The organism is Rhodococcus sp. SGAir0479 (assembly GCF_005484805.1).
GTDB lineage: Bacteria > Actinomycetota > Actinomycetes > Mycobacteriales > Mycobacteriaceae > Prescottella.
The window spans coordinates 4,244,114-4,267,181 of record NZ_CP039432.1; the positions used below are offsets into that span (position 1 = coordinate 4,244,114).

Annotated in this window: 16 protein-coding genes and 3 rRNA genes; 16 read left to right on the forward strand and 3 right to left on the reverse strand. The window is 66.2% G+C overall.

What is annotated here, in order from left to right; all coding sequences use genetic code 11:
* Positions 1–39 precede the first annotated feature (39 nt).
* The 7 genes from map (at position 40) to rrf (ending at position 10,112) form a co-directional block, all read left to right on the forward strand.
* Positions 40–810: a type I methionyl aminopeptidase gene (gene map, locus E7742_RS19575; RefSeq protein ID WP_137800462.1), complete on the forward strand. Its 771-nt coding sequence runs from the start codon at positions 40–42 to the stop codon at positions 808–810.
* Positions 811–819: 9 nt separating this feature from the next.
* A complete protein-coding gene (locus E7742_RS19580) occupies positions 820–3,627 on the forward strand; it encodes an FAD-binding and (Fe-S)-binding domain-containing protein (RefSeq protein WP_137800463.1) in 2,808 nt (935 codons plus the stop codon).
* A 14-nt stretch (positions 3,628–3,641) separates the two neighbouring features.
* Positions 3,642–3,824 (forward strand): hypothetical protein, encoded by a 183-nt coding sequence (locus tag E7742_RS19585; RefSeq protein WP_137800464.1) that lies wholly within the window; start codon positions 3,642–3,644, stop codon positions 3,822–3,824.
* 5 nt (positions 3,825–3,829) lie between these two features.
* On the forward strand, positions 3,830–4,324 hold the full coding sequence (locus E7742_RS19590; RefSeq protein WP_137800465.1) for a hypothetical protein: 495 nt from the start codon (positions 3,830–3,832) through the stop codon (positions 4,322–4,324).
* 565 nt (positions 4,325–4,889) lie between these two features.
* A 16S ribosomal RNA gene (locus E7742_RS19595) occupies positions 4,890–6,408 on the forward strand.
* A gap of 329 nt (positions 6,409–6,737) precedes the next feature.
* Positions 6,738–9,869: ribosomal RNA gene (locus tag E7742_RS19600) — 23S ribosomal RNA — on the forward strand.
* A gap of 126 nt (positions 9,870–9,995) precedes the next feature.
* Positions 9,996–10,112, forward strand: a 5S ribosomal RNA gene (rrf, locus tag E7742_RS19605).
* The 16S, 23S and 5S rRNA genes sit together here, the layout of an rRNA operon.
* Before the next feature lie 147 nt (positions 10,113–10,259).
* Here the strand turns inward: rrf and E7742_RS19610 are convergent.
* Positions 10,260–10,775 carry a MarR family winged helix-turn-helix transcriptional regulator gene (locus tag E7742_RS19610; protein ID WP_137800466.1) on the reverse strand — a complete coding sequence of 172 codons (516 nt, stop codon included), beginning with the start codon at positions 10,773–10,775 and terminating at the stop codon, positions 10,260–10,262.
* A gap of 76 nt (positions 10,776–10,851) precedes the next feature.
* On the opposite strand from E7742_RS19610, the gene E7742_RS19615 reads away from it, so the two are divergent.
* On the forward strand, positions 10,852–12,270 hold the full coding sequence (locus tag E7742_RS19615) for an FUSC family protein (RefSeq protein WP_137800467.1): 1,419 nt from the start codon (positions 10,852–10,854) through the stop codon (positions 12,268–12,270).
* A 1-nt stretch (position 12,271) separates the two neighbouring features.
* On the opposite strand, the gene E7742_RS19620 is transcribed toward E7742_RS19615, so the two are convergent.
* Positions 12,272–14,119: a galactan 5-O-arabinofuranosyltransferase gene (locus E7742_RS19620; protein ID WP_137800468.1), complete on the reverse strand. Its 1,848-nt coding sequence runs from the start codon at positions 14,117–14,119 to the stop codon at positions 12,272–12,274.
* Between the two features lie 132 nt (positions 14,120–14,251).
* Here E7742_RS19620 and E7742_RS19625 point away from each other — a divergent pair, with 132 nt between their 5' ends.
* The gene (locus E7742_RS19625) at positions 14,252–15,127 is read left to right on the forward strand and encodes an alpha/beta fold hydrolase (RefSeq protein ID WP_137800469.1); all 876 of its coding nucleotides are present in this window, start codon (positions 14,252–14,254) and stop codon (positions 15,125–15,127) included.
* Positions 15,128–15,183: 56 nt separating this feature from the next.
* On the opposite strand, the gene E7742_RS19630 is transcribed toward E7742_RS19625, so the two are convergent.
* Entirely contained in the window at positions 15,184–15,864 is a 681-nt protein-coding gene (locus tag E7742_RS19630) for a TetR/AcrR family transcriptional regulator (protein WP_137800470.1), read from the reverse strand.
* Between the two features lie 96 nt (positions 15,865–15,960).
* On the opposite strand from E7742_RS19630, the gene E7742_RS19635 reads away from it, so the two are divergent.
* Genes E7742_RS19635 through E7742_RS19665 form a run of 7 tightly spaced genes read left to right on the forward strand, consistent with a single transcriptional unit; the run spans position 15,961 to position 23,033 of the window.
* The gene (locus tag E7742_RS19635; RefSeq protein ID WP_137800471.1) at positions 15,961–16,752 is read left to right on the forward strand and encodes a 3'(2'),5'-bisphosphate nucleotidase CysQ; all 792 of its coding nucleotides are present in this window, start codon (positions 15,961–15,963) and stop codon (positions 16,750–16,752) included.
* Complete coding sequence (gene cysD / locus E7742_RS19640) at positions 16,749–17,654, forward strand: sulfate adenylyltransferase subunit CysD (RefSeq protein WP_137800472.1); 906 nt, start codon at positions 16,749–16,751, stop codon at positions 17,652–17,654. Before E7742_RS19635 ends, cysD begins: the two co-directional genes overlap by 4 nt.
* Positions 17,654–19,555, forward strand: coding sequence for a sulfate adenylyltransferase subunit CysN (cysN, locus tag E7742_RS19645; protein WP_137800473.1), 1,902 nt, complete (start codon positions 17,654–17,656; stop codon positions 19,553–19,555). Before cysD ends, cysN begins: the two co-directional genes overlap by 1 nt.
* Before the next feature lie 51 nt (positions 19,556–19,606).
* On the forward strand, positions 19,607–19,966 hold the full coding sequence (locus E7742_RS19650) for a nuclear transport factor 2 family protein (protein ID WP_137800474.1): 360 nt from the start codon (positions 19,607–19,609) through the stop codon (positions 19,964–19,966).
* Positions 19,963–20,775, forward strand: a complete 813-nt coding sequence (locus E7742_RS19655) for an SDR family oxidoreductase (RefSeq protein ID WP_137800475.1) — start codon at positions 19,963–19,965, stop codon at positions 20,773–20,775. Before E7742_RS19650 ends, E7742_RS19655 begins: the two co-directional genes overlap by 4 nt.
* 24 nt (positions 20,776–20,799) lie before the next feature.
* Positions 20,800–21,942, forward strand: coding sequence for a sulfotransferase family protein (locus E7742_RS19660; RefSeq protein WP_137800476.1), 1,143 nt, complete (start codon positions 20,800–20,802; stop codon positions 21,940–21,942).
* 26 nt (positions 21,943–21,968) lie between these two features.
* On the forward strand, positions 21,969–23,033 hold the full coding sequence (locus E7742_RS19665; protein WP_137800477.1) for a DUF1214 domain-containing protein: 1,065 nt from the start codon (positions 21,969–21,971) through the stop codon (positions 23,031–23,033).
* Positions 23,034–23,068: the final 35 nt, after the last annotated feature.

Genomic DNA, 23,068 nt, shown 5'->3' on the forward strand with positions numbered 1-23,068 from the left:
TAATACCGGTATAGTTATTCGAGCCGGAGGTGCGGTGCAGTGGTGGAACTCAAGTCCGAAGCGGAGATCCGGGGGATGCGGGCGGCGGGACGGGTGGTCGCCGCCGCCCTCGCGGCCGCGCGGGATCACGCCCGGGTGGGGGTGAGCCTGCGCGAGCTCGACGCCGTCGCCGCCCGCACCGTCGCCGCCGCCGGCGCCGAGCCGCTGTTCCTGAACTACCGGCCGAACTGGGCGCCGACCCCGTTCCCGGGAGTCGTCTGCGCGTCCGTGAACGACGCCGTCGTGCACGGCATCCCGACGGACTACCGGCTGCGGGACGGCGACCTGGTGAGCATCGACGGCGGTGCGCGCCTGAACGGCTGGTGCGGCGACTCGGCGATCAGCTTCGTCGTCGGCGCCGCGGACCCGGCGGACGAGGCGCTGGTCGCGGCCGCCGACGAGGCCCTGCGCCGCGGCATCGACGCCGCCCGGGTCGGGAACCGGCTCGGCGACATCGGCGCGGCCATCGGCGGGTACGTCCGCAGCCGCGGCTACGGGCTGCTCGCCGACCACGGCGGTCACGGCATCGGCCGGGTGATGCACGAGAGCCCGGATGTGCCCAACGAGGCCCGCGCCGGCAGGGGCATGCGGTTGCGCGCCGGCCTGGTCCTCGCGATCGAACCGATGCTCATCGCCGACGGCACCGACGACTACCGCCAGGACGCCGACGGCTGGACGCTGCGGACGCTCACCGGTGCCCGCGCCGCGCACAGCGAGCACACGGTGGCGGTCACCGACGACGGCCCGGTGGTGCTGACCGCCCGACACTAGGCTGCTCGTATGCCGGACCGGACGCCGATCGCCGACGCGCTGCGGCGCGCGGGAGTGCGCGACGTCCGGGACGACGGCACCACCCGGGCGCTGTACTCGTCGGACGCGTCGCTGTACCGGGTGCCGCCCACGACCGTGGTGTTTCCGCGCGCGGTCGACGAGGTCGCGACCGTGCTCGACGTCTGCCGGGCCGAGGGTGTGCCGATCACGGCCCGGGGTGCGGGGACGTCGGTGGCCGGCAACGCGGTCGGCTCGGGTGTGGTCCTCGACTTCAGTCGCCGTCTGGGCCGGGTGCTCGCGGTCGATCCCGACGCGCGGACGGCGGTCGTGGAGCCGGGGACGGTGCAGGCGACCCTGCAGAACGCGGTGGCCCCGCACGGTCTGCGCTTCGGTCCCGACCCGTCCACGCACAACCGCTGCACCGTCGGCGGAATGATCGGCAACAACGCGTGCGGGGCCCGGACCCTGGGGTACGGGCGCACGTCCGACAACGTCGCCGGACTCGAACTGCTCACCGGGACGGGGGAGGCGCTGTCGCTGCCCGACGTCACCGGCGCCCCGCTCCTCGACCGGCTCCGCGCCGTCACCGGATCCGGATTGGCAACCATCCGAACCGAATTCGGCCGCTTCGGTCGGCAGGCGTCCGGGTACGCCCTCGAACACCTGTTGCCCGAGAACGGCTTCGACGTGCGGAAGTTGCTCGTCGGCAGCGAGGGCACGCTCGGCATCGTCACCCGCGCCACGGTGAACCTCGTCCGGGATCCGGCCCACCGGGTGCTGGTCGCGTTGGGCTACGACGACATCGCCGCCGCCGGGGACGACGCGAAGACCGTCCTCGGCTTCCGTCCCACCGCGTGCGAGGGCATCGACTCCCGACTGGTCGACGTCGTCCGTGCACGGCGGGGCCCGCAGGTGGTGCCGCCGCTACCGCGCGGCGCCGCGTGGCTCTTCGTCGAGATCGCGGGCGAGACGCGCGACGACGTGCTCACGCGGGCCGAAGCGCTGGCCGCCGGTGCGGGGGCGATCGACGCGCTCGTCGTCGAGGATCCGGCGCGCGCCGCGGCGCTGTGGCGGATCCGGGAGGACGGCGCCGGTCTGGCCGGACGCAGCCCCACCGGCAGGCCCGCCTACGCCGGGTGGGAGGACGCGGCCGTGCCGCCCGACCGGATGGGCCCCTACCTGCGCGACTTCGACGCGCTGCTCACCGAATTCGGCATCACCGGCCTGCCGTACGGGCACTTCGCCGACGGCTGCCTCCACATCCGGCTCGACGTCCCGCTCGATCGTCCCGGCGGTCGTGCAGTCTTCCGGCGCTTCCTCACGGCGGCGGCGGAGCTGGTGGCGCGCTACGGCGGATCGCTGTCCGGGGAGCACGGTGACGGCCGCGCCCGAGGGGAGCTGCTGCCGCTGATGTACTCGCCCGACGCGTTGCGGCTGTTCGGGGCCGTCAAGCACGTCTTCGACCCCGACCACGTCCTCAACCCCGGCGTCCTGGTCGATCCCCGACCGCTGGACGCGGACCTGCGCGTCCCGCACGCCGCGCCGCTGCGCCGCGACCTCGCGTTGGCCTACCGCGCCGACGACGGCGACTTCGCGCAGGCGGTGCACCGCTGCACGGGTGTCGGCAAGTGCCGAGCCGACACCACGGGGGCCGGCGGCGTCATGTGTCCCTCTTATCTGGCGACGCGGGAGGAGAAGGACTCGACCCGTGGCCGCGCGCGCGTCCTGCAGGAGATGGTGAACGGCGGACTCGTGCGTGAGGGCTGGCGGTCACGGGAGGTGCACGACGCGCTCGAGCTGTGCCTGTCGTGCAAGGGCTGCGCATCGGACTGCCCGACGGGCATCGACATGGCCTCCTACAAGTCGGAGGTTCTGCACCAGAGTTACCGCAGGCGGCTGCGCCCGGTCTCGCACTATTCGTTGGGGTGGCTGCCGCGCTGGGCTGCGGCCGCCGGACGGGCACCGCGCCTGGTGAACGCCGTGACCCGGCTCCCGGGCGTCGCGTCGGCGGCGCTGACCCTCGGCGGCACCGACCGCCGACGGCACGTCCCGCAGTTCGCGCCCGTGTCGTTCCGGCGTTGGTTCGCCTCGACGGCCGCCGAGCGCCGCACCACCGGCGACCCGGTCGTGCTGTTCGTCGACACCTTCACCGACCACTTCACTCCGGAGGTGGGGATCGCGACGGTCCGGGTGCTCGAGGACGCCGGCTTCCGTCCCCGCCTCACCCGTCGGCGGCAGTGTTGCGGGCTGACGTGGATCACCACCGGTCAGCTCGACGCCGCACGCCGCATCCTCGGTCGCACGGTGACGGCACTCGCCCGGGAGGGGACGCCGATCGTCGGAATGGAACCGTCGTGCACGGCCGTGCTGCGCGCGGACGGGCTCGAGCTGGTGGGCGGCGACGCGGCCCGGGCGGTGGCCGAGTCCACCCGCACGCTCGCGGAACTGCTGGCGGAGCGGGACGGGTGGGAGCCGCCGGACCTCACCGGCACCGAGGTCGTGGCCCAACCGCATTGTCATCACCACGCGGTGATGGGGTGGGGCGTCGACGACGCGTTGCTGCGGCGTGCGGGCGCCCGGGTGCAGCGACTCGGCGGGTGCTGCGGGTTGGCCGGGAACTTCGGTGTGGAGAAGGGGCACTACGACGTGTCCGTCGCGGTCGCCGAGCACCGTCTGCTGCCGGCGGTTACTGCCGCCGACAGCGAGACGGTGGTGCTGGCGGACGGGTATTCGTGCCGGACACAGCTCGCCGATCTCACCCGGAGAGAGGGCGTTCATCTGGCCCAACTCCTGGCCGATCAGGCCGAACGCGGCTGAGGCACAATCCAGGCATGCTCTCCACGCCGGTCCTCGTCACGATCGTTTCCGTGTGCATCGGATTCGTCCTGTTCGTCCTGGCAGCGAGCGGGGCGCGCGGGAAGTGGGACAAGCGCCTCGTGATCGGCCTGCTGGTCGCGGCGGTCCTGTGTCTGACGGCCCTGCCGTTGTCCGTCGCGCTGAGCGCGGCGGTGTGACGGATATGCGCACGGGAAGCAAGTGGCCGGGGGAGTGGCCCACCACGGCGCGGCAGATCGCCGTCGCCACCGACGACGCGATCACCGCAGCCCGCGCCGCCACGCGCGCTGCGTTGGCAGAAGCCGTGGAGGAGCTCGTCGCGCTGCCCTTCGAGCAGGTGACGATCGTCCACGCCGGCGTGGTGCGCGCCCTGCTGGAGGACCTCCATCCCGACGGCTTCTCCGGCGAGGACATTCAGAGCGCGCTGACGCGGGTCGTCGGATCGACGATCGCGTGGCTGCCCGACCTCGACGTCGCCGCGCTCGCCGCCGTCCTCACCGGATCTCTCGGCCTGACGGAGATGGTGGACGACGCGCTACGGATCGGGCCGTCCGCTTACCTCCGCAGTGCCGTGCTGGTGATGGCCGATCTCCTCACCACCGCAGACGTCGCCCCGGACCGGTACATCCGCGCCGCACTCGGCGAAATTGCACGTGCGGAAACCATCGAGATGCCCTGACGGGCTTCCGCGGACCGCAATCCTCCGGGAAATGGCCGATTCAGTGGGTTTGACCAGGCGATTTGGTGTTCGGTGAATGCTTCGCGTAACTTATTCCAGGTCAGAGCGACACGGACACCGACCCGGACGCGATCTTCACAGGTCAGCGAGGGAAAACGAGGTTGTACGGGGAGCGCCTGATACTCCTGGAAGTTGCTTCCCTGCCCGGTGTAGGGTGGTGGAGCCGCGTCCGGGTGGCCCGGATGGGAGCCGAGTTTGCACTCGGATCCCGGGTGGGATAAGCTGGAACGGTTGCCCCGGAACGAGGAACTGCAAAGTTTCGAGTGATGGTGTGCGCGTGTTCTTTGAGAACTCAACAGTGTGTCGATGAATGTCAGTGCCAATTATTTATTTGGTACTCCACACCATCGTGTAGTGCTTTTGCGCAGCGTGGTGTGGGTATTTGCTGATCGTCTCATTCTTCCGTCTGAGATGGTCAGTGCAAAGCTAGTTTGAGTTTTTTTGCTAGTGATTTGACTCGATGTCTATGACTGATTAGTGGCTTCGGCTGCGAAATCTAGAGTCTTCAACGGAGAGTTTGATCCTGGCTCAGGACGAACGCTGGCGGCGTGCTTAACACATGCAAGTCGAGCGGTAAGGCCCCTTCGGGGGTACACGAGCGGCGAACGGGTGAGTAACACGTGGGTGATCTGCCCTGCACTCTGGGATAAGCCTGGGAAACTGGGTCTAATACCGGATATGAGCTCCTGTCGCATGGCGGGGGTTGGAAAGGTTTACTGGTGCAGGATGGGCCCGCGGCCTATCAGCTTGTTGGTGGGGTAATGGCCTACCAAGGCGACGACGGGTAGCCGGCCTGAGAGGGCGACCGGCCACACTGGGACTGAGACACGGCCCAGACTCCTACGGGAGGCAGCAGTGGGGAATATTGCACAATGGGCGAAAGCCTGATGCAGCGACGCCGCGTGAGGGATGACGGCCTTCGGGTTGTAAACCTCTTTCAGCAGGGACGAAGCGAAAGTGACGGTACCTGCAGAAGAAGCACCGGCCAACTACGTGCCAGCAGCCGCGGTAATACGTAGGGTGCGAGCGTTGTCCGGAATTACTGGGCGTAAAGAGCTCGTAGGCGGTTTGTCGCGTCGTCCGTGAAAACTTGGGGCTCAACCCCAAGCTTGCGGGCGATACGGGCAGACTTGAGTACTGCAGGGGAGACTGGAATTCCTGGTGTAGCGGTGAAATGCGCAGATATCAGGAGGAATACCGGTGGCGAAGGCGGGTCTCTGGGCAGTAACTGACGCTGAGGAGCGAAAGCGTGGGTAGCGAACAGGATTAGATACCCTGGTAGTCCACGCCGTAAACGGTGGGCGCTAGGTGTGGGTTTCCTTCCACGGGATCCGTGCCGTAGCTAACGCATTAAGCGCCCCGCCTGGGGAGTACGGCCGCAAGGCTAAAACTCAAAGGAATTGACGGGGGCCCGCACAAGCGGCGGAGCATGTGGATTAATTCGATGCAACGCGAAGAACCTTACCTGGGTTTGACATATACCGGAAACACCTAGAGATAGGTGCCCCCTTGTGGTCGGTATACAGGTGGTGCATGGCTGTCGTCAGCTCGTGTCGTGAGATGTTGGGTTAAGTCCCGCAACGAGCGCAACCCTTGTCCTGTGTTGCCAGCGCGTAATGGCGGGGACTCGCAGGAGACTGCCGGGGTCAACTCGGAGGAAGGTGGGGACGACGTCAAGTCATCATGCCCCTTATGTCCAGGGCTTCACACATGCTACAATGGCCGGTACAGAGGGCTGCGATACCGTGAGGTGGAGCGAATCCCTTAAAGCCGGTCTCAGTTCGGATCGGGGTCTGCAACTCGACCCCGTGAAGTCGGAGTCGCTAGTAATCGCAGATCAGCAACGCTGCGGTGAATACGTTCCCGGGCCTTGTACACACCGCCCGTCACGTCATGAAAGTCGGTAACACCCGAAGCCGGTGGCCTAACCCTTGTGGAGGGAGCCGTCGAAGGTGGGATCGGCGATTGGGACGAAGTCGTAACAAGGTAGCCGTACCGGAAGGTGCGGCTGGATCACCTCCTTTCTAAGGAGCATCTCCCCATACCGCCTCGAACAGTCGGGGCCGGTGTGAGGGCAGAGCCACTTCGGATTCACATGTAATCCGGTGGTGCTCATGGGTGGAACACTGACTACCTCATCCGCGTTGTGGTCGGCCCGAGTGCCGGCTGGTGGGTGATATATCGGCATACTGTTGGGTCCTGAGAGAACACGCAAGTGATTTTCTCCAGGCAAGAAACGATCCTGTTCGGATGTCAGGCAGACCGCATCGCTTCGGTGGTGGGCATGGTGCTGACGTGAAATTCGAGTGGGGTGTGTTGTTTGAGAACTGCACAGTGGACGCGAGCATCTTTGTTGTAAGTGTTTAAGAGCGTACGGTGGATGTCTTGGCACCAGGAGCCGATGAAGGACGTAGGAGGCTGCGATAAGCCTCGGGGAGCTGTCAACCGAGCTGAGATCCGAGGATGTCCGAATGGGGAAACCCAGCCACAGTGATGTGTGGTTACCCGCGCCTGAATATATAGGGCGTGTGGAGGGAACGTGGGGAAGTGAAACATCTCAGTACCCACAGGAAGAGAAAACAACATGTGATTCCGTGAGTAGTGGCGAGCGAAAGCGGAAGAGGCTAAACCATGGGTGTGTGATAGCCGGCGGGCGTTGCATTCGTGGGGTTGTGGGATCCGTCTTGTCAATTCTGCCGGATTGGCCGACAGTAAGAAATCATCGTGTTAGTCGAAGTGGTCTGGAACGGCCTGTCGTAGAGGGTGAGAGTCCCGTAGACGAAAACATGGTGACTGTCGTGACGGACACCCGAGTAGCAGCGGGCCCGTGAAATCTGCTGTGAATCTGTCGGGACCACCCGATAAGCCTGAATACTCCCTGGTGACCGATAGCGGACTAGTACCGTGAGGGAAAGATGAAAAGTACCCCGGGAGGGGAGTGAAATAGTACCTGAAACCGTGCGCTTACAATCCGTCAGAGCCTTCGAACACTTCGGTGTTGGGGGTGATGGCGTGCCTTTTGAAGAATGAGCCTGCGAGTTAGCGGCATGTCGCGAGGTTAACCCGTGTGGGGTAGCCGTAGCGAAAGCGAGTCCGAATAGGGCGTTTGAGTGGCATGTTCTAGACCCGAAGCGGAGTGATCTACCCATGGCCAGGGTGAAGCGACGGTAAGACGTCGTGGAGGCCCGAACCCACTTAGGTTGAAAACTGAGGGGATGAGCTGTGGGTAGGGGTGAAAGGCCAATCAAACTCCGTGATAGCTGGTTCTCCCCGAAATGCATTTAGGTGCAGCGTCGTGTGTTTCACTCTGGAGGTAGAGCTACTGGATGGCCGATGGGCCCCACAAGGTTACTGACGTCAGCCAAACTCCGAATGCCAGAGTGTGAGAGCACGGCAGTGAGACTGCGGGGGATAAGCTTCGTAGTCGAGAGGGAAACAGCCCAGATCGCCGGCTAAGGCCCCTAAGCGTGTACTAAGTGGAAAAGGATGTGGGGTCGCGAAGACAACCAGGAGGTTGGCTTAGAAGCAGCCACCCTTGAAAGAGTGCGTAATAGCTCACTGGTCAAGTGATCCTGCGCCGACAATGTAGCGGGGCTCAAGTACACCGCCGAAGCCGCGGCATTCACATAACACCCATGCGGGTCTACGGGCCTGTGTGCAGTGGTGTGGATGGGTAGGGGAGCGTCGTGCAGCCATGGAAGCGCCGGAGTGATCCAGGTGTGGAGGCTGCACGAGTGAGAATGCAGGCATGAGTAGCGAAAGACGAGTGAGAAACTCGTCCGCCGAATGACCAAGGGTTCCTGGGCCAGGTTAATCCGCCCAGGGTGAGTCGGGACCTAAGGCGAGGCCGACAGGCGTAGTCGATGGACAACGGGTTGATATTCCCGTACCCGTGTGAACGCGCCCCTGGTGAATCAGTGATACTAACCGTCCTGAAGCGTCCTTACTTCCCTTCGGGGAACCTGGATGTGGATGCACGGGACCTGATCTGGTAGTAGCCAAGCGATGGGGTGACGCAGGAAGGTAGCTGAGCCAGTCAGTGGTAATACTGGTGTAAGCGTGTAGGGCGAGTGGTAGGCAAATCCGCCACTCATGACGCCTGAGACGTGATGCGTAGCCGATTGAGGCGAATTCAGTGATCCTATGCTGCCGAGAAAAGCCTCTAGCGAGCTTTCACACGGCCCGTACCCCAAACCGACACAGGTGGTCAGGTAGAGAATACTAAGGCGATCGAGAGAACTGTGGTTAAGGAACTCGGCAAAATGCCCCCGTAACTTCGGGAGAAGGGGGGCCTCGTCTGGTGATCACTCTTGCAGTGTGAGCTGGGTGGGGCCGCAGAGACCAGAGAGAAGCGACTGTTTACTAAAAACACAGGTCCGTGCGAAGTCGTAAGACGATGTATACGGACTGACGCCTGCCCGGTGCTGGAAGGTTAAGAGGACCGGTTAGCCAGTAATGGCGAAGCTGAGAATTTAAGCCCCAGTAAACGGCGGTGGTAACTATAACCATCCTAAGGTAGCGAAATTCCTTGTCGGGTAAGTTCCGACCTGCACGAATGGCGTAACGACTTCTCTGCTGTCTCAACCACAGACTCGGCGAAATTGCATTACGAGTAAAGATGCTCGTTACGCGCGGCAGGACGAAAAGACCCCGGGACCTTCACTATAGCTTGGTATTGGTGTTCGGTTCGGTTTGTGTAGGATAGGTGGGAGACTGTGAAGCATGCACGCCAGTGTGTGTGGAGTCGTTGTTGAAATACCACTCTGATCGTATTGGACATCTAACCTCGGACCATGATCTGGTTCAGGGACAGTGCCTGGTGGGTAGTTTAACTGGGGCGGTTGCCTCCCAAAATGTAACGGAGGCGCCCAAAGGTTCCCTCAGCCTGGTTGGCAATCAGGTGTCGAGTGCAAGTGCACAAGGGAGCTTGACTGTGAGACTGACAGGTCGAGCAGGGACGAAAGTCGGGACTAGTGATCCGGCACCGGCAAGTGGAAGCGGTGTCGCTCAACGGATAAAAGGTACCCCGGGGATAACAGGCTGATCTTCCCCAAGAGTCCATATCGACGGGATGGTTTGGCACCTCGATGTCGGCTCGTCGCATCCTGGGGCTGGAGTAGGTCCCAAGGGTTGGGCTGTTCGCCCATTAAAGCGGCACGCGAGCTGGGTTTAGAACGTCGTGAGACAGTTCGGTCTCTATCCGCCGCGCGCGTCAGAAACTTGAGGAAGGCTGTCCCTAGTACGAGAGGACCGGGACGGACGAACCTCTGGTGTGCCAGTTGTTCCACCAGGAGCACTGCTGGTTAGCTACGTTCGGAAGGGATAACCGCTGAAAGCATCTAAGCGGGAAGCCTGTTCCAAGATGAGGTTTCTCACCCCCTCGAGGGGGTAAGGCCCCCGGCAGACCACCGGGTTGATAGGCCAGAACTGGAAGCACAGTAATGTGTGGAGGTGACTGGTACTAATAGGCCGAGGACTTACCACAAAGAAGCTACGCGTCCACTGTGCGGTATCTGAAACAACACACAGATACCATTCACCCCCACCATGCCCGGCAGCAGCCGGTGGATGGTTCGGGCGGGGAGTTGAATGTGTGACAGTTTCATAGAGTTACGGCGGCCATAGCGGAGGGGAAACGCCCGGTCCCATTCCGAACCCGGAAGCTAAGCCCTCCAGCGCCGATGGTACTGCACTCGACAGGGTGTGGGAGAGTAGGACACCGCCGAACATCCTTTCCCGAAGGCCCCCACCATTCTGGTGGGGGCCTTCGGCGTTTCCGCATGTTTTTTGTCGCCCGTGCCGGGGCTGCCGGGGCCCACGCCGCCCGCTTCGGGCCGCGCAGGGTTCGTTCCGCCGGGTTGGACCCGGCCGGCGATCAGCTGCGGTCCGCGTCGTCGCTGTTGCGAGTGATCCGCCGGAGCAGCCGGGCGAGTTCTGCGCGTTCGTCCTGGTCCAGGCCGTCCAGCAGCCGGCTGTCGCGCTCGACCCGTTGCGGGAGCTCGCGATCGACCAGCTCGCGGCCGGCGTCCGTGACCTGCAGAAGCACCACGCGGCCGTCCCGTTCGAACCGCTGACGTTCGACAAGGCCGAGCTTCACCAGGCGATCCGCGTGCTTGGTCGTCGCGGCGCCGCTGACCATCGTCACGGCGGTGACCTCGCTGGCCCGCAGGGGACGGTCGCTTCGCGCGAGCGCGCACAGCACTTCGAACTCGGCGCGGGACACACCGCTCGGAGCGAGAGCACGCTCGAGCTGGTGCAGCGCCTGCGAACTGATACGAGTGATCCGGCCGATGATCTCGATCGGCGCGGTGTCCACCTCCGGATACGACTGCGCCCATTCCCCACGAACCTTGTCGATGAAGTCGCGATCACGGCTGCCGGTCGAATCCACCTGCCCATCCTAGCCGTCGGCAGATTTCTGTTCATAGGTATTTTACCGGTGAACTACTAGGCGTACACTGGGGCGAGTGACTGCACTCGACACGTCCGATCCCACCCGCCTCGAGCACGCGCGCACCGCGCTCGCGCACACCGTGGCGCCGCGGACGTGGCGTCGGGCGTTCGATCTGGGGCGGGCGGATGCCACCATCGCGCCGGCGCTTCGGGTGGGGCTGGCGACGGCAGTGGTCCTGGTCGCCGGCGGGCTGCTCGGCTACCGGGAGCTGGCCGGCTTCGCGGCGCTGGGTGCGCTGGCGTCGGCCTTCGGTCGATACGAGCCCTATCCGCGGCTCGCGGGCAAGCTGACACTCGTCGGGGCCGCCCTCCTCGTCTTCGTCGCGTTCGGCGGCGTGCTGGGCGCGGCGGCGCTGCCCACGGCGGCCCTCATCGGCGTGTTGTCTCTCGCGGCCGGTGTGGCGGCGGCCTACATGAACGCCTTCCAACTGACCGGCCCCGGCCCCGTGATTCTGATCTTCGCGGCGACCGGTGCGGCCGGTTACTCGTCGGCGTCGGGTGATGTCGTCTCGGTGACAGTGGCGGCTGCGGCGGGCGTCGTCGTCGGCTGGGTCGCCGCGATGCTGCCCGCCCTCGTGCTTCCGTTGGGGCCGGCGCGCCTGGCGGCGGCGCGTGCACTCGTCGCCGTGGGGGGACTCGAACGCGCGGGCACCGAGGGTGTCCCGGCGGCACGCGCGGCTCTCGCTCGTGCGCGGGAAGTGCTTGCGGCCAGCGGACGGTCGCGTGCACGTCACGGGCACGGCAAGGACCTGGCGGAGCTGTTGGACGCGGCGGACGAGGCGATCGACGTGTGGACCGTCGACGGTGATCCCGTTCCGTTGCGCGACATCGCCGGCCACGAGAAGGAACTGCGAAAGCTCAAGCGGGCCAGCGTGCTCGGCGGGGTCGGGGACCGTCCCACGCGACGCACCGAACTGCCGGCGCCGACGCGGCTGGTACGGACGGCGCGCGCCAATCTGTCGTCGTCGGCGCTGCGTCACACCGCGGTTCGCGTCGCGCTCGCGTCCGCCGGTGCGGGCTGGGTGGCGGTGGCGTGCGGACTCGAGCACCCGCTGTGGGCGTCGATGGGCGCAATGGCGGCGCTGCAGGGTCTCAACTTCACCCACACCGTCCAGCGGGGCATCCAGCGACTGCTCGGCAACGTCGGCGGTGCGGCCCTCGCCGCGGTGCTGGTCGCGGCGTCCCTGGGATACTGGCAGGCGGTGATCGCCGTCGTGCTGCTCCAGATCGCCGCCGAGCTCATGGTCCTGGTGAACTACGGGATCACGACGCTCGCGGTCACCCCCATGGCGCTGCTGTTGACGGGCTTCACCGCGCCGATCTCCCCCGAGGCCGGCATGACCCGCATCCTCGACACCCTGATCGGCGTCGTCGTCGGCGTGGCAGTGGCGGCGGTGACGGTCAGTCGGGCCGACCGCCACCACCTCGTCTGACTCAACCGTTGCGCGTGACGACCACGAACGGTCCCACCTCGTCGAGAGTGAATCGGGGGTCGTCGAACAGTTCGGCCGGGAACGTGATGCTGTAGCGGCGGACGTTCGGGTCGTTCGGGTAGACGTCCTCGGCGAGGCGGAGCGTGTAGCCGTCGGCGCTCTTGCGGAAGACGAACACGTCGGGGGCGCGCCAGGGCAGGGCGTCGAGCGCGGCCACCAGCTGGTCCGGGGACTCGAACTCGGTCCAGCTCTCGATCGCGGCGGAGCGCTCTCGGAACTGCGCCAGCGGGTTCGCGTAGTGCGACGTCAGCGCCTGGAATCCGTAGTACGGGTAGTAACTGAGGAAGCTCGTGTCCGAGGTGAGCACGACCGTGTCGTGGCGTTCGCCCGGGCGCCGCTCGAAAATGATCCGGTCGACGTCGCCGTAGTACGCGGCAGCGCCCGGCGCGCGCTTGTCCGCGCGATTGCCGTCCCCGTCGGTATCGGTGTAGGCGACGGTGATGTCGTTCGAGAGGACCTGCGGGATGTTCTGGGCGAACCCGATCAGCCCGGCCAGCCCGACCACGACGATCGAGGCCTTGACCCGCGGATTCTCGCTGGTCGCGAGCACGATCCAGCGGGCGAAGTCGAAGAACCCGAACACGCCCGCGGTACCGAGCAGCAGGATGAGCACCGGTTCCAGGCGGAACGAGAGCAGGGTCCCGCCGAGGACGGTGAACGCCATCGACATCAGCGACCACAGGTAGATCGCGACCACACCGATCCCGAGCGCCTGCGCGCGCCGCGACGACGTCGCCCGGCTGACCAACCAGACGGTGCCCAGCAGGCACAGCGCCCCGGCGATGGAGAACTGGAACATCGGCAGCGGCAGGTGCGCACCGGCGTCCGGAAGGTAGTGGGTGGCGGTCCCGCTCACGGCGGGCGATCCGCGCAGCGCCTCGAGCAGATAGGGCAGCCACACGGTGAGCGCGACGGCGCCGGCGATCGCGGCGACGACCACCAGCCGCAGGAGCGGATCGACCGCGGCCCGCCACGTTCCCCGCGCACGGACCGCGAGGCCTGCCGCCACGACGGCCATGAGCGTGACGGCGAACGCCGTCAGACCCAGGTACAGCGTGTAGAAGGCGGCGGCCACACCCAGGAACACGCCGGTACCGGCGACGGCGCCCCAGCCGCCGCGTCCGGTCCGTTCCGGCCGGTGCAGACCACCCCAGGCCAGCACCAGCACCGGGGGGACGAGGACCGCGATGACGGCGCCGTACGGTTCGGCGGAGCCGTACGCGACGACCAGCGCGGCGGTCACGAGCGCCACGACGACGGCTCGGTCCGTGCGAATCAGCCTGGTCCACAACACCAGAGCGAGAACGGCCGCGACCGCCACCGACGCGATGGCGTACGGCTTGAAGGCCTCCCACCCGTCCATGCCGAGGAGGTTGGCGATCCGTCCGCCGATCCAGAACCAGCCCGCCGGGTAGTAGGGCGGCAGATCGGCATACGTCATGTCGTGCAGGGCCGCGGAATCGGTGAGCCGCGTGAGGTATTCGGTACGGAACTCCTGGTCGACCGAGATGCCGTGCAGATACAGCTTGGTCGCGCTCAGCGGCATCCCGAGCGTCACCGTCACGAATCCCGAGATTCCCGCCCACGACAGCACGGTCGCCGCCCGCATCCACCGTCGGGCGCGGAAGAGTACGACACACAACGCAAGTACTGCGATCGTGACGACCTGGCCCACCGTGGTGACGGCCTGCGTGACGTTCGACGACGGGAACGCCGGCCACGACACCCGGCCGAAGGCGAACAGCCCCACCGCCGCGACGATCGCGGCCACGACGGCCCCGAGGATCATCTCGACAGCGGTACCGCCGGCCAGTCGGGCAGGAGCGACTCGCGACGCTGCGAGAGGAGCTGCACCTGATTGCGACACGGCCCGAGCTTACTTGGGCGCCGACCCCGGACCGGGCTTCAGTAGGTTCGAGGAATGAGTGACGAGCACGGACAGACGCCGCAGTGGTTCCGGGACGCGCTGGCGGTGCCCGCGGACACGGGTGAGGTCGAGGTGGACGGCGCCACCATCCGGTTCCGGGCATGGGGTCCGTCCCGCCGGCCGGGACTCGTGCTCGTCCACGGCGGCGCAGCCCACTCGCGGTGGTGGGACCACATCGGTCCGCAGTTGGCGACGGATCGCCGCGTCGTCGCGCTCGACCTCAGCGGCCACGGCGACAGCGGGACCCGGGAGCACTACACGCTCGACCGGTGGGCACTCGAGATCGTCGAGGTGGCGGCGGCGTCGGGCATCGCGGGTGCGCCGGTGGTCGTCGGACACAGCATGGGCGGCATCGTCTCGTTCGTCGCGGCGCACCTGTACGGCGACCGGCTGGCGGGCGTGCAGATCATCGACTCGCCGATCCGTCAGCGCACACCCGAGGAGGAGGCGGCCCGGCGCCAGGCCGCGTTCGGACCCAAGAAGGTGTACCCGACGCGGGAGGAGGCGCTGGCCCGGTTCCGATTCGTGCCGCCCCAGGAGACGGCCGTGCCGGGCGTACGCGAACACGTCGCCGAGACGTCCCTGACCGCGGTCGACGGCGGGTGGTCGTGGAAGTTCGATCCGGCGGTCTTCGCCCGATCCGGCGGTGACACGTTGGCGGTGGCGCGACCGCGTTGTCCCCTCGCGTACTTCCGGGCGCAGCACGGGATCGTCCCGGACACACTGATGGAGCAGATGCGGGAACGATTCGGGCCGGCGGCCGTCGTCACCGAGATCCCCGACGCCGGCCATCACACGATGATCGACCAGCCGCTCGCGCTCGTCACGGGGATCCGCACCGTGTCGGCGGCGTGGGAGGCGGCGCGCTGAACCCGTTCCCGATCGCGGGCCGGTCGGCGAGTCTGCGGGCGCTGCAGTAAGTTTCGTCAGTCCCGCGACGCCGCGGCACGGGTTGCCGCGGAATCGATTGCGGCGGAGCCTGGTTCGCTGGATTCGGGTGCGGTGATGGCGCGCGCCAGTGCGGCCGCCGAGAACTGCGCGAACTCGTCACGGTCGAGATGCGACGCCCAGTCCTGCACGATGCTGGCGGCCACACCCTGCATTCCGGACAGCAGGAACGGGAGTACGGCGGCGTCGTCCCGCAGCACCCGTCCCTCGTGCGCGGCGGCCTCGGTGACGGCCGCCAGGACGGCCGCGTCGTACTGCGCCCCGGAGTGGTGCACCTCGCGCAGCGACTGTCGCTCCGTGTCGGCGGCCCCTTCGGCGTCGCGCCATATCTGGGACATGCGGCCCACACGTCCCCAGCGGCGCGCGGACTCGTCGATGATCGCGGCGATCAGGGCGATGAGTCCCCGGTCCCGGGGAAGTGCCGCGACGGCGCGGGTCGACTCGACGATGTTCTCGTCGAGGAGGGCCATGAAGATGTCCTGCTTGTCGGAGAAGTACTGGTAGATGAGGCCGGTGCTCGTGCCGGCCCGCTTCGCGACGGAACGGATGGTCAGCGCGGAGTAGCCGCCCTCGTCCAACAACGCCGCGGCAGCGTCGAGCGTCCGGCGCCGCCGGGCCTCCGCGTCGCCGTAGATCGACCCTCCGCTCGATGCACCCACCGCAACACCGTAGCCGGGCGCGTCCCCTCCCACCAAGAATGAACAATGTTCGTTTTGGGATTGAACATTGTTCATTCTGTGGTTACAGTCACTCGCATGAACAATCGTGCCGTGACCCACACCACCCTGGGCGCCGGCCCGCGATCCGACTCGGATCACTTCGCGGCCGCCGAGATCGCCACGGCGGCAGGACGACTGCTGCTCGGGCTCCGGGAGGACCTGTCCCGTCCCGGCGTCGACGCGGCGGAGATCCGGGCGGCGGGGGACCGGCGGAGTCACGAGTTCATCACCGCGGCCCTGCGCGAGCGGTTCCCCCACGACGCGGTGCTCTCCGAGGAGGGCGCCGACGACCACGCGCGGCTCGATGCCGACCGGGTGTGGATCGTCGATCCGCTCGACGGGACCCGGGAGTTCGGGGAACCGGACCGCAGTGACTGGGCGGTCCACGTCGCTCTCGTCGAACGCGGCGTGCTCACCGTCGGTGCCGTCGCCGTTCCGGCGGCGGAGACCACGTACTCGACGCTCGACGGTCCGGTCGACCTGCCGCCGCTGCCCACCGTGCCGCGCGTCGTCGTCAGCCGCACCCGGCGTCCGGAACCGGTCATGGCGCTGGCGGCGGCGCTCGACGCCGAGTTGGTCGAGATGGGCTCGGCCGGCGCGAAGGCGATGGCCGTGGTGCGCGGTGACGTCGACGTCTACGCCCATTCCGGCGGTCAGTACGAGTGGGACTCGGCGGCGCCCGTCGCCGTGGCTCGCGCTGCCGGACTTCATGTTTCACGTATCGACGGGTCCGAACTCGTCTACAACCAGGCCAATCCCTGGTTGCCCGATCTGTTGATCTGCCGCCCCGAGCTGGCGGGCAAAGCACTGGAGGTACTTGCACGATGACACGTGCGCTGACTCACCTCGAGAGACTCGAGGCCGAGAGCATCCACATCATGCGGGAGGCCGTCGCGGGAAGTGAGAACCCCGTGATGCTGTATTCGGTTGGCAAGGACAGCGCGGTGATGCTGCACCTGGCCCGCAAGGCGTTCTACCCGTCCCGACTGCCGTTCCCGCTTCTGCACGTCGACACGACGTGGAAGTTCAAGGAAATGTACAAGCTGCGCGACGAGTCCGCTGCCGCAGGTGATTTCGATCTTCTGGTGCACCAGAACCCGGAGTGCGTCGAGAAGGGGATCAACCCGTTCACGCACGGTTCGTCGACGCACACCGACATGTGGAAGACCGAGGGGCTCAAGCAGGCTCTCGACCTCCACAAGTTCGACGCCGCGTTCGGCGGTGCCCGCCGCGACGAGGAGAAGTCCCGCGCGAAGGAGCGCGTCTTCTCGGTGCGCTCGGCCGAGCACCGGTGGGATCCCAAGCGGCAGCGCCCCGAGCTGTGGCACATGTACAACGTCCGCAAGTCGCCCGGCGAGACGCTGCGGGTGTTCCCGCTGTCGAACTGGACCGAGCTCGACGTCTGGGAGTACATCCGACAGGAGGACATCCCGATCGTGCCGCTTTACTTCGCCGCGAAGCGGCCCGTCGTCGAGCGGGACGGCACCCTCATCATGGTCGATGACGACCGAATGCCGTTGCGTCCCGGTGAGATTCCCGAGATGCGCAGTGTGCGCTTCCGGACGCTCGGCTGCTATCCCCTTACCGGCGCCGTCGAATCGACCGCCTCGACCCTCACCGAGGTCATCCAGGAAATGCTGCTCACCACGACGTCCGAACGCCAGGGCCGCGTGATCGACCACGACAGCAGCGCCTCGATGGAGAAGAAGAAGCAGGAGGGCTACTTCTGATGACCCACGCGTCCAACCTGATCGCCGACGACATCGAGCAGTACCTCGCCCGGCACGCGACCAAGTCCATGCTGCGTTTCATCACGTGCGGCAGCGTCGACGACGGCAAGTCCACCCTCATCGGGCGGCTGCTGTACGAGTCGAAGCTGGTGTTCGAGGACCAGCTCAGCGCGCTCGAGAGCGACTCGAAGAAGGTCGGCACCCAGGGCGAGGGCCTGGACTTCGCGCTGCTGGTCGACGGACTCGCCGCCGAGCGCGAGCAGGGCATCACCATCGACGTCGCCTACCGATACTTCACCACCGAGCGCCGCAAGTTCGTCGTCGCCGACACCCCCGGTCACGAGCAGTACACGCGCAACATGGTCACCGGCGCCTCGACGGCCGACCTGGCCGTGATCCTGATCGACGCCCGCAAGGGGGTTCTCACGCAGACCCGCCGGCACTCGTACCTGGTGTCGCTGCTGGGCATCCGGCACGTGGTGCTGGCGGTGAACAAGCTCGACCTCGTCGACTACTCGCAGGAGGTCTTCGAGCGCATCGCTGCCGAGTACGCGACGTTCGCGGCCGAGATCGGCCTCACGCACGTCGTGCCGATCCCGATGTCGGCGTACATGGGCGACAACCTCACTGCGCCCAGCCCCAACACCCCGTGGTACTCCGGTCCGACGCTGATCGATCACCTCGAGACCGTCGAGATCGACGACGCCGACCAGGCCGCGCCCTTCCGGATGCCCGTGCAGTGGGTGAACCGGCCGGACCTCGACTTCCGTGGGTTCTCGGGCCGGATCGTCAGTGGCGTCCTGCGTCCGGGTGACCGCGTCCGGGCACTGCCCAGCGGCCGCGAATCGACCGTCGAGCGGATCGTGACGATGGACGGCGACCTCGACGAGGCGGTGGCCGGACGGTCGGTCACCGTCACCCTGGCCGACGAGATCGACGTCAGCCGCGGCGACGTCCTCGCCGGCGCCGACGCGCTCCCGTGCGTGGCCGACCAGTTCGAGGCGCAACTGGTGTGGATGGGCGAGCACGACATGCTCCCCGAGCGCCCGTACGTGTGCCAGATCGGCACCGTCACCGTGCAGGCCCGGATCACCCGGCCCAAGTACAAGGTCAACGTCAACACGCTCGAGCAGACCGCCACCAACACGCTGGCGCTCAACGAGATCGGCGTGTGCAACATCAGCTTCGACCGGCCCGTGCCGTTCGACCCCTATGTGGACAACCGCGACACCGGCGGCTTCATCCTGATCGACCGGCTGACCAACACCACCGTCGGCGCCGGAATGATCCGGCACTCGCTGCGGCGATCGGACAATATCCACTGGCAGGCCGTCGACGTGAACGCGGAGGCGCGCTCGTCGCTCAAGGGTCATCGACCGCAGGTCCTCTGGTTCACCGGACTCTCGGGCGCCGGCAAGTCGACCATCGCGAACGAACTCGAACGGCGACTGTACGGACTCGGCTGCCACACCTACCTGCTCGACGGCGACAACGTCCGGCACGGACTGGGCCGCGACCTCGGCTTCACCGAGGTCGACCGGGTCGAGAACATCCGCCGGGTCACCGAGGTCGCCCGGTTGATGGCCGATGCGGGGCTGATCGTGCTCGCGTCGTTCATCTCGCCGTTCCGGGCCGAGCGCGACGCGGCCCGTGAGCTGCTCGGGCCGGACCTGTTCTGCGAGGTGTTCGTCGACGCTCCGCTCGAGGTCACCGAGGAGCGCGATCCCAAGGGTCTCTACAAGAAGGCCCGACGCGGCGAGCTCGCCAACTTCACCGGCGTCGACTCCCCGTACGAGGAACCCGCGTCTCCGGAGATCCGTATCGACACCACGGACGTCTCGCCCGAGGAGGCTGCCGACCGGATCGTCGAGCTGCTCCGTCGGCGCGGCGTCATCGACTGACACCGATCGTGCCGCACCGAATCGCAGCCAACAAAGTCGAAGGAGAAGTTTGTGCCCAGCCGAAGTGAGATATGCGCAGTGCTCGAGTCGTACGTCGAGCACCTGAGCAACCACGACGTCGACAAGCTCGTCGGCCTGTTCGCGGAGGGCGCGGTCCAGCACGAACCGCTCGGCGTACAGACCTTCCGGGGACTCGACGAGATCCGCGCGTTCGACGAGAAGAATGCGGCGGTGGACTTCACGGTGAGCAGGTACTCGCCGATTGTCGTTTCCGGCCGGTACGCCGCGATGCAGGTTCGGGTTCAGCGAGAAGGCATGTCCGCGTTCCTTGCCAGCGACCTGTTCGAGTTCGACGACAGCGGAAAGATTGTCGCGCTCAGTGTCGTGATCGACCCGGAGGCACGGGTATGACGATCACCGGTGGAAGTACGACCGCGATGCCGGCACTCCTCGACGGCAAGGTCGTCGTTGTATCGGGTGTCGGCACGGGTCTGGGTAGATCCGTCGCTGTTCGCGGGGCACTCGCCGGCGCCAAGGTCGTCCTGGCGGCACGGACCGAGGCCCGGCTGACCGAAGTCGCCGGCGAGATCCGGGACTTGGGGGGCACGGCCATCTCGGTTCCGACCGACCTCACCGACGACGCATCGGTGACAAACCTCGTCGAGTCCGCCCTCGCCGAATTCGGCACCGTCGATACCGTGGTGCACAACGCGTTCGTCCAGCCGCCACACGAGCGACTGCTCGACGCCGAATTCGATACTGTGCGGCAGGGTTTGGACATCAACCTGCTGTCGGCGCTGAACCTGACCCGCAAGCTGTCACCCGCACTGGAGCGAGCCCAAGGTTCGGTCGTGATGATCAACTCGATGGTACTTCGGAACCAGTTGCCGAACTTCGGTGCATACCGGGTACAGAAGTCCGGGTTGCTCGCCCTGGCCCGCAGTCTCTCGGTCGAGTTGGGACCGATGGGCGTGCGAGTGAACTCCGTCGCCCCGGGTTACATCTGGGCTGACCGGGTGAAGCGGATGGTCGAGAAGCAAGCTCAGCAGCGTGGCGTCGAACCCTCCGTGGTGTACGCGGAGATCGCCGCGGGCACGGACCTGCGTCGGCTGCCCGAACCCGACGACATCGCGAACGCGGTGGTGTTCCTCGCCTCGGACCTGGCCCGCGCGATCACCGGGCAGTGCCTTGATGTCAACTGCGGCCACGCCCATCACTGACCGACTCTTCCCAAGGATGCAAGAATGACCCAGGATTACGACGGAATCGGCTCCATCGAGGACCTGCACGCAGAAGCTCGGCAGGTTGCCGGGCACGACGATTTCGGCAGCGACGAGTACCTCGAGGGTCTGCGGGTCCTGCTGGATTCGTTCGAACGCGAAGCCGATCTGACGCCGCGCGGGAAGGTCATCGCGCGCAAGATGATCGTCGGCGCCCTCGCCGGCCGGCTGGCCAGTGAGACCGGCTTCGCCAGGTACCCCGAGCACGTCGACGTTCCGATCGAGCGCCCGATCTTCATGTGCGGGTTGACCCGCACCGGCACCACCGCGCTGCACCGGCTGCTCAGCGCCGACCCGATGCATCAGGGCGTCGAGATGTGGCTGGCCGAGGCCCCGCAGCCGCGGCCGGCCCGCGAGACCTGGCCGGCAAACGCGGATTTCCAGCGCTCCGATGCTCTGTACCGCGCCCGGCAGGCGAACGAGGCAGACTTCATGAAGGTCCACTTCATGGGCGCCGAGGAGGTGGAGGAGTGCTGGCGGCTGCTCCAGCAGACGCTCCTGTCCACCTCGTTCGAGACCGTGGCGTACGTGCCGTCGTACACGAAGTGGCTGGCACAGCAGGACTGGACCGGCACCTACGCGCGGCACAAGAAGAATCTGCAGCTGATCGGCATGAACGATCGTGACCGCCGCTGGGTGCTCAAGAGTCCCAGCCACGTCTTCGCGATCGACGAGATCATGAAGGTCTACCCGGATGCGTTGATCGTTCGCACCTTCCGCGACCCGAGGACGTCCATGGCGTCCACATTCAGTCTCGTCGAGCAGGGTGGGCACGACATGTCGCGGGCCTTCGACCGCGAGGCCATCGGACGGACCCAGCTGGAGTTGTGGGCGCGGGGCAACGCGAACTTCCACGCGGCTCGGGAGCGCTACAACCCGGAGCAGTTCATAGACGTCGATTACCGCGACTTCGTGGCCGATCCGATCGGCACGGTCGAGAAGATCTACGCGCAGTTCGCCATGCCGTTCTCCGACGAGGCGCGCCGGGCCGTCACCGCCGCCCACGAGGCGAGCCTCGCCGACCACCGGCGGCCGTCGCACAAGTATTCGCTCGAGGATTTCGGCGTCACCGCCGCCGAGGTCGACGCCGAGTTCGCCCTTCCCTGAACCATTGCCACGGATAGGAATTCACGATGAACGCCACTTGGGAGAAGTTCTGCAACGACCTGCTCGACGTCGGGCAGATCCTGTCGGACCCCATCGTTCCGCAGGATCCGCTGACGCAGGCCGAGGGGGTGCGCTACCTCTCACGTCTGCTGCGCTACTCGACCATCAACTGCGTCGAGTACACCGATCCGCGCTGGCCTCAGTTCACCTCGGCGCCCAACCCGAACATGATGACGAAGATCGGGGCGGACAACCCGGACAACATCTACATGCGGGCCAACATCTCCGGTAAGTACACCTACCGGATCAGCGGCACACGCGGGACCATCCCGCTGATCACATTCGGCTCTCGCGTCAACCGGTACCACATCGACGGCACCATGCTGCAGACCGGGGACCTCCACATCCATGACCTCGAGATCGACCAGCACGGCCGCTTCGAGTTCATCGCGAGCACGGAGAAGCCGGCCGACGGCACCGCTTGGCTGCCGATGGCTCCGGATAGCAACCTGATTTCTGTGCGGCAGACCTACGCGGACCGTCGCAACGAAGTGCCCGGCGAACTGTCGATCGAGTGCTTGAATCCCGACGGCGAGTTCGTTCCGCTGACCGAGGAAGAACTCGGGCAACGTTTCGACCGTGCGATCGGCATGCTGAAGGGTTCGGCGGCGACGTTCCTCGAATGGTCGCGGGAATTCATGCCGCAAGCCAACGAGATTTTCGACCGCGGCCAGGAGCAGTTCCAGAAGGCCGGGGGCGACCCGACGATCTTCTACTTCCACGGCTATTGGAAGCTCGCCGAGGACGAGGCGTGGGTGATCGAGACCGAGATTCCCAACTGCGAGTACTACAACTTCGTGCTGCAGAACTTCTGGGTGGAGTCGCTCGACTACCACCGGGCGAACATCTACATCAACAACCACACCGCGAAACTCAACGACGACGGAACGCTCACGATCGTGGTCGCGGCCAAGGATCCCGGGTACGGGAACTGGATCAGCACCGACGGCCACACCGAGGGCACGTGGGCGATGCGCTGGATCAAGGCGGACTCGCACCCCATCCCGACCGCCAAGGTCGTGAAGATCTGAGTCGCAACGCTTTCCGTACGGTCCGTCCGCGCCGC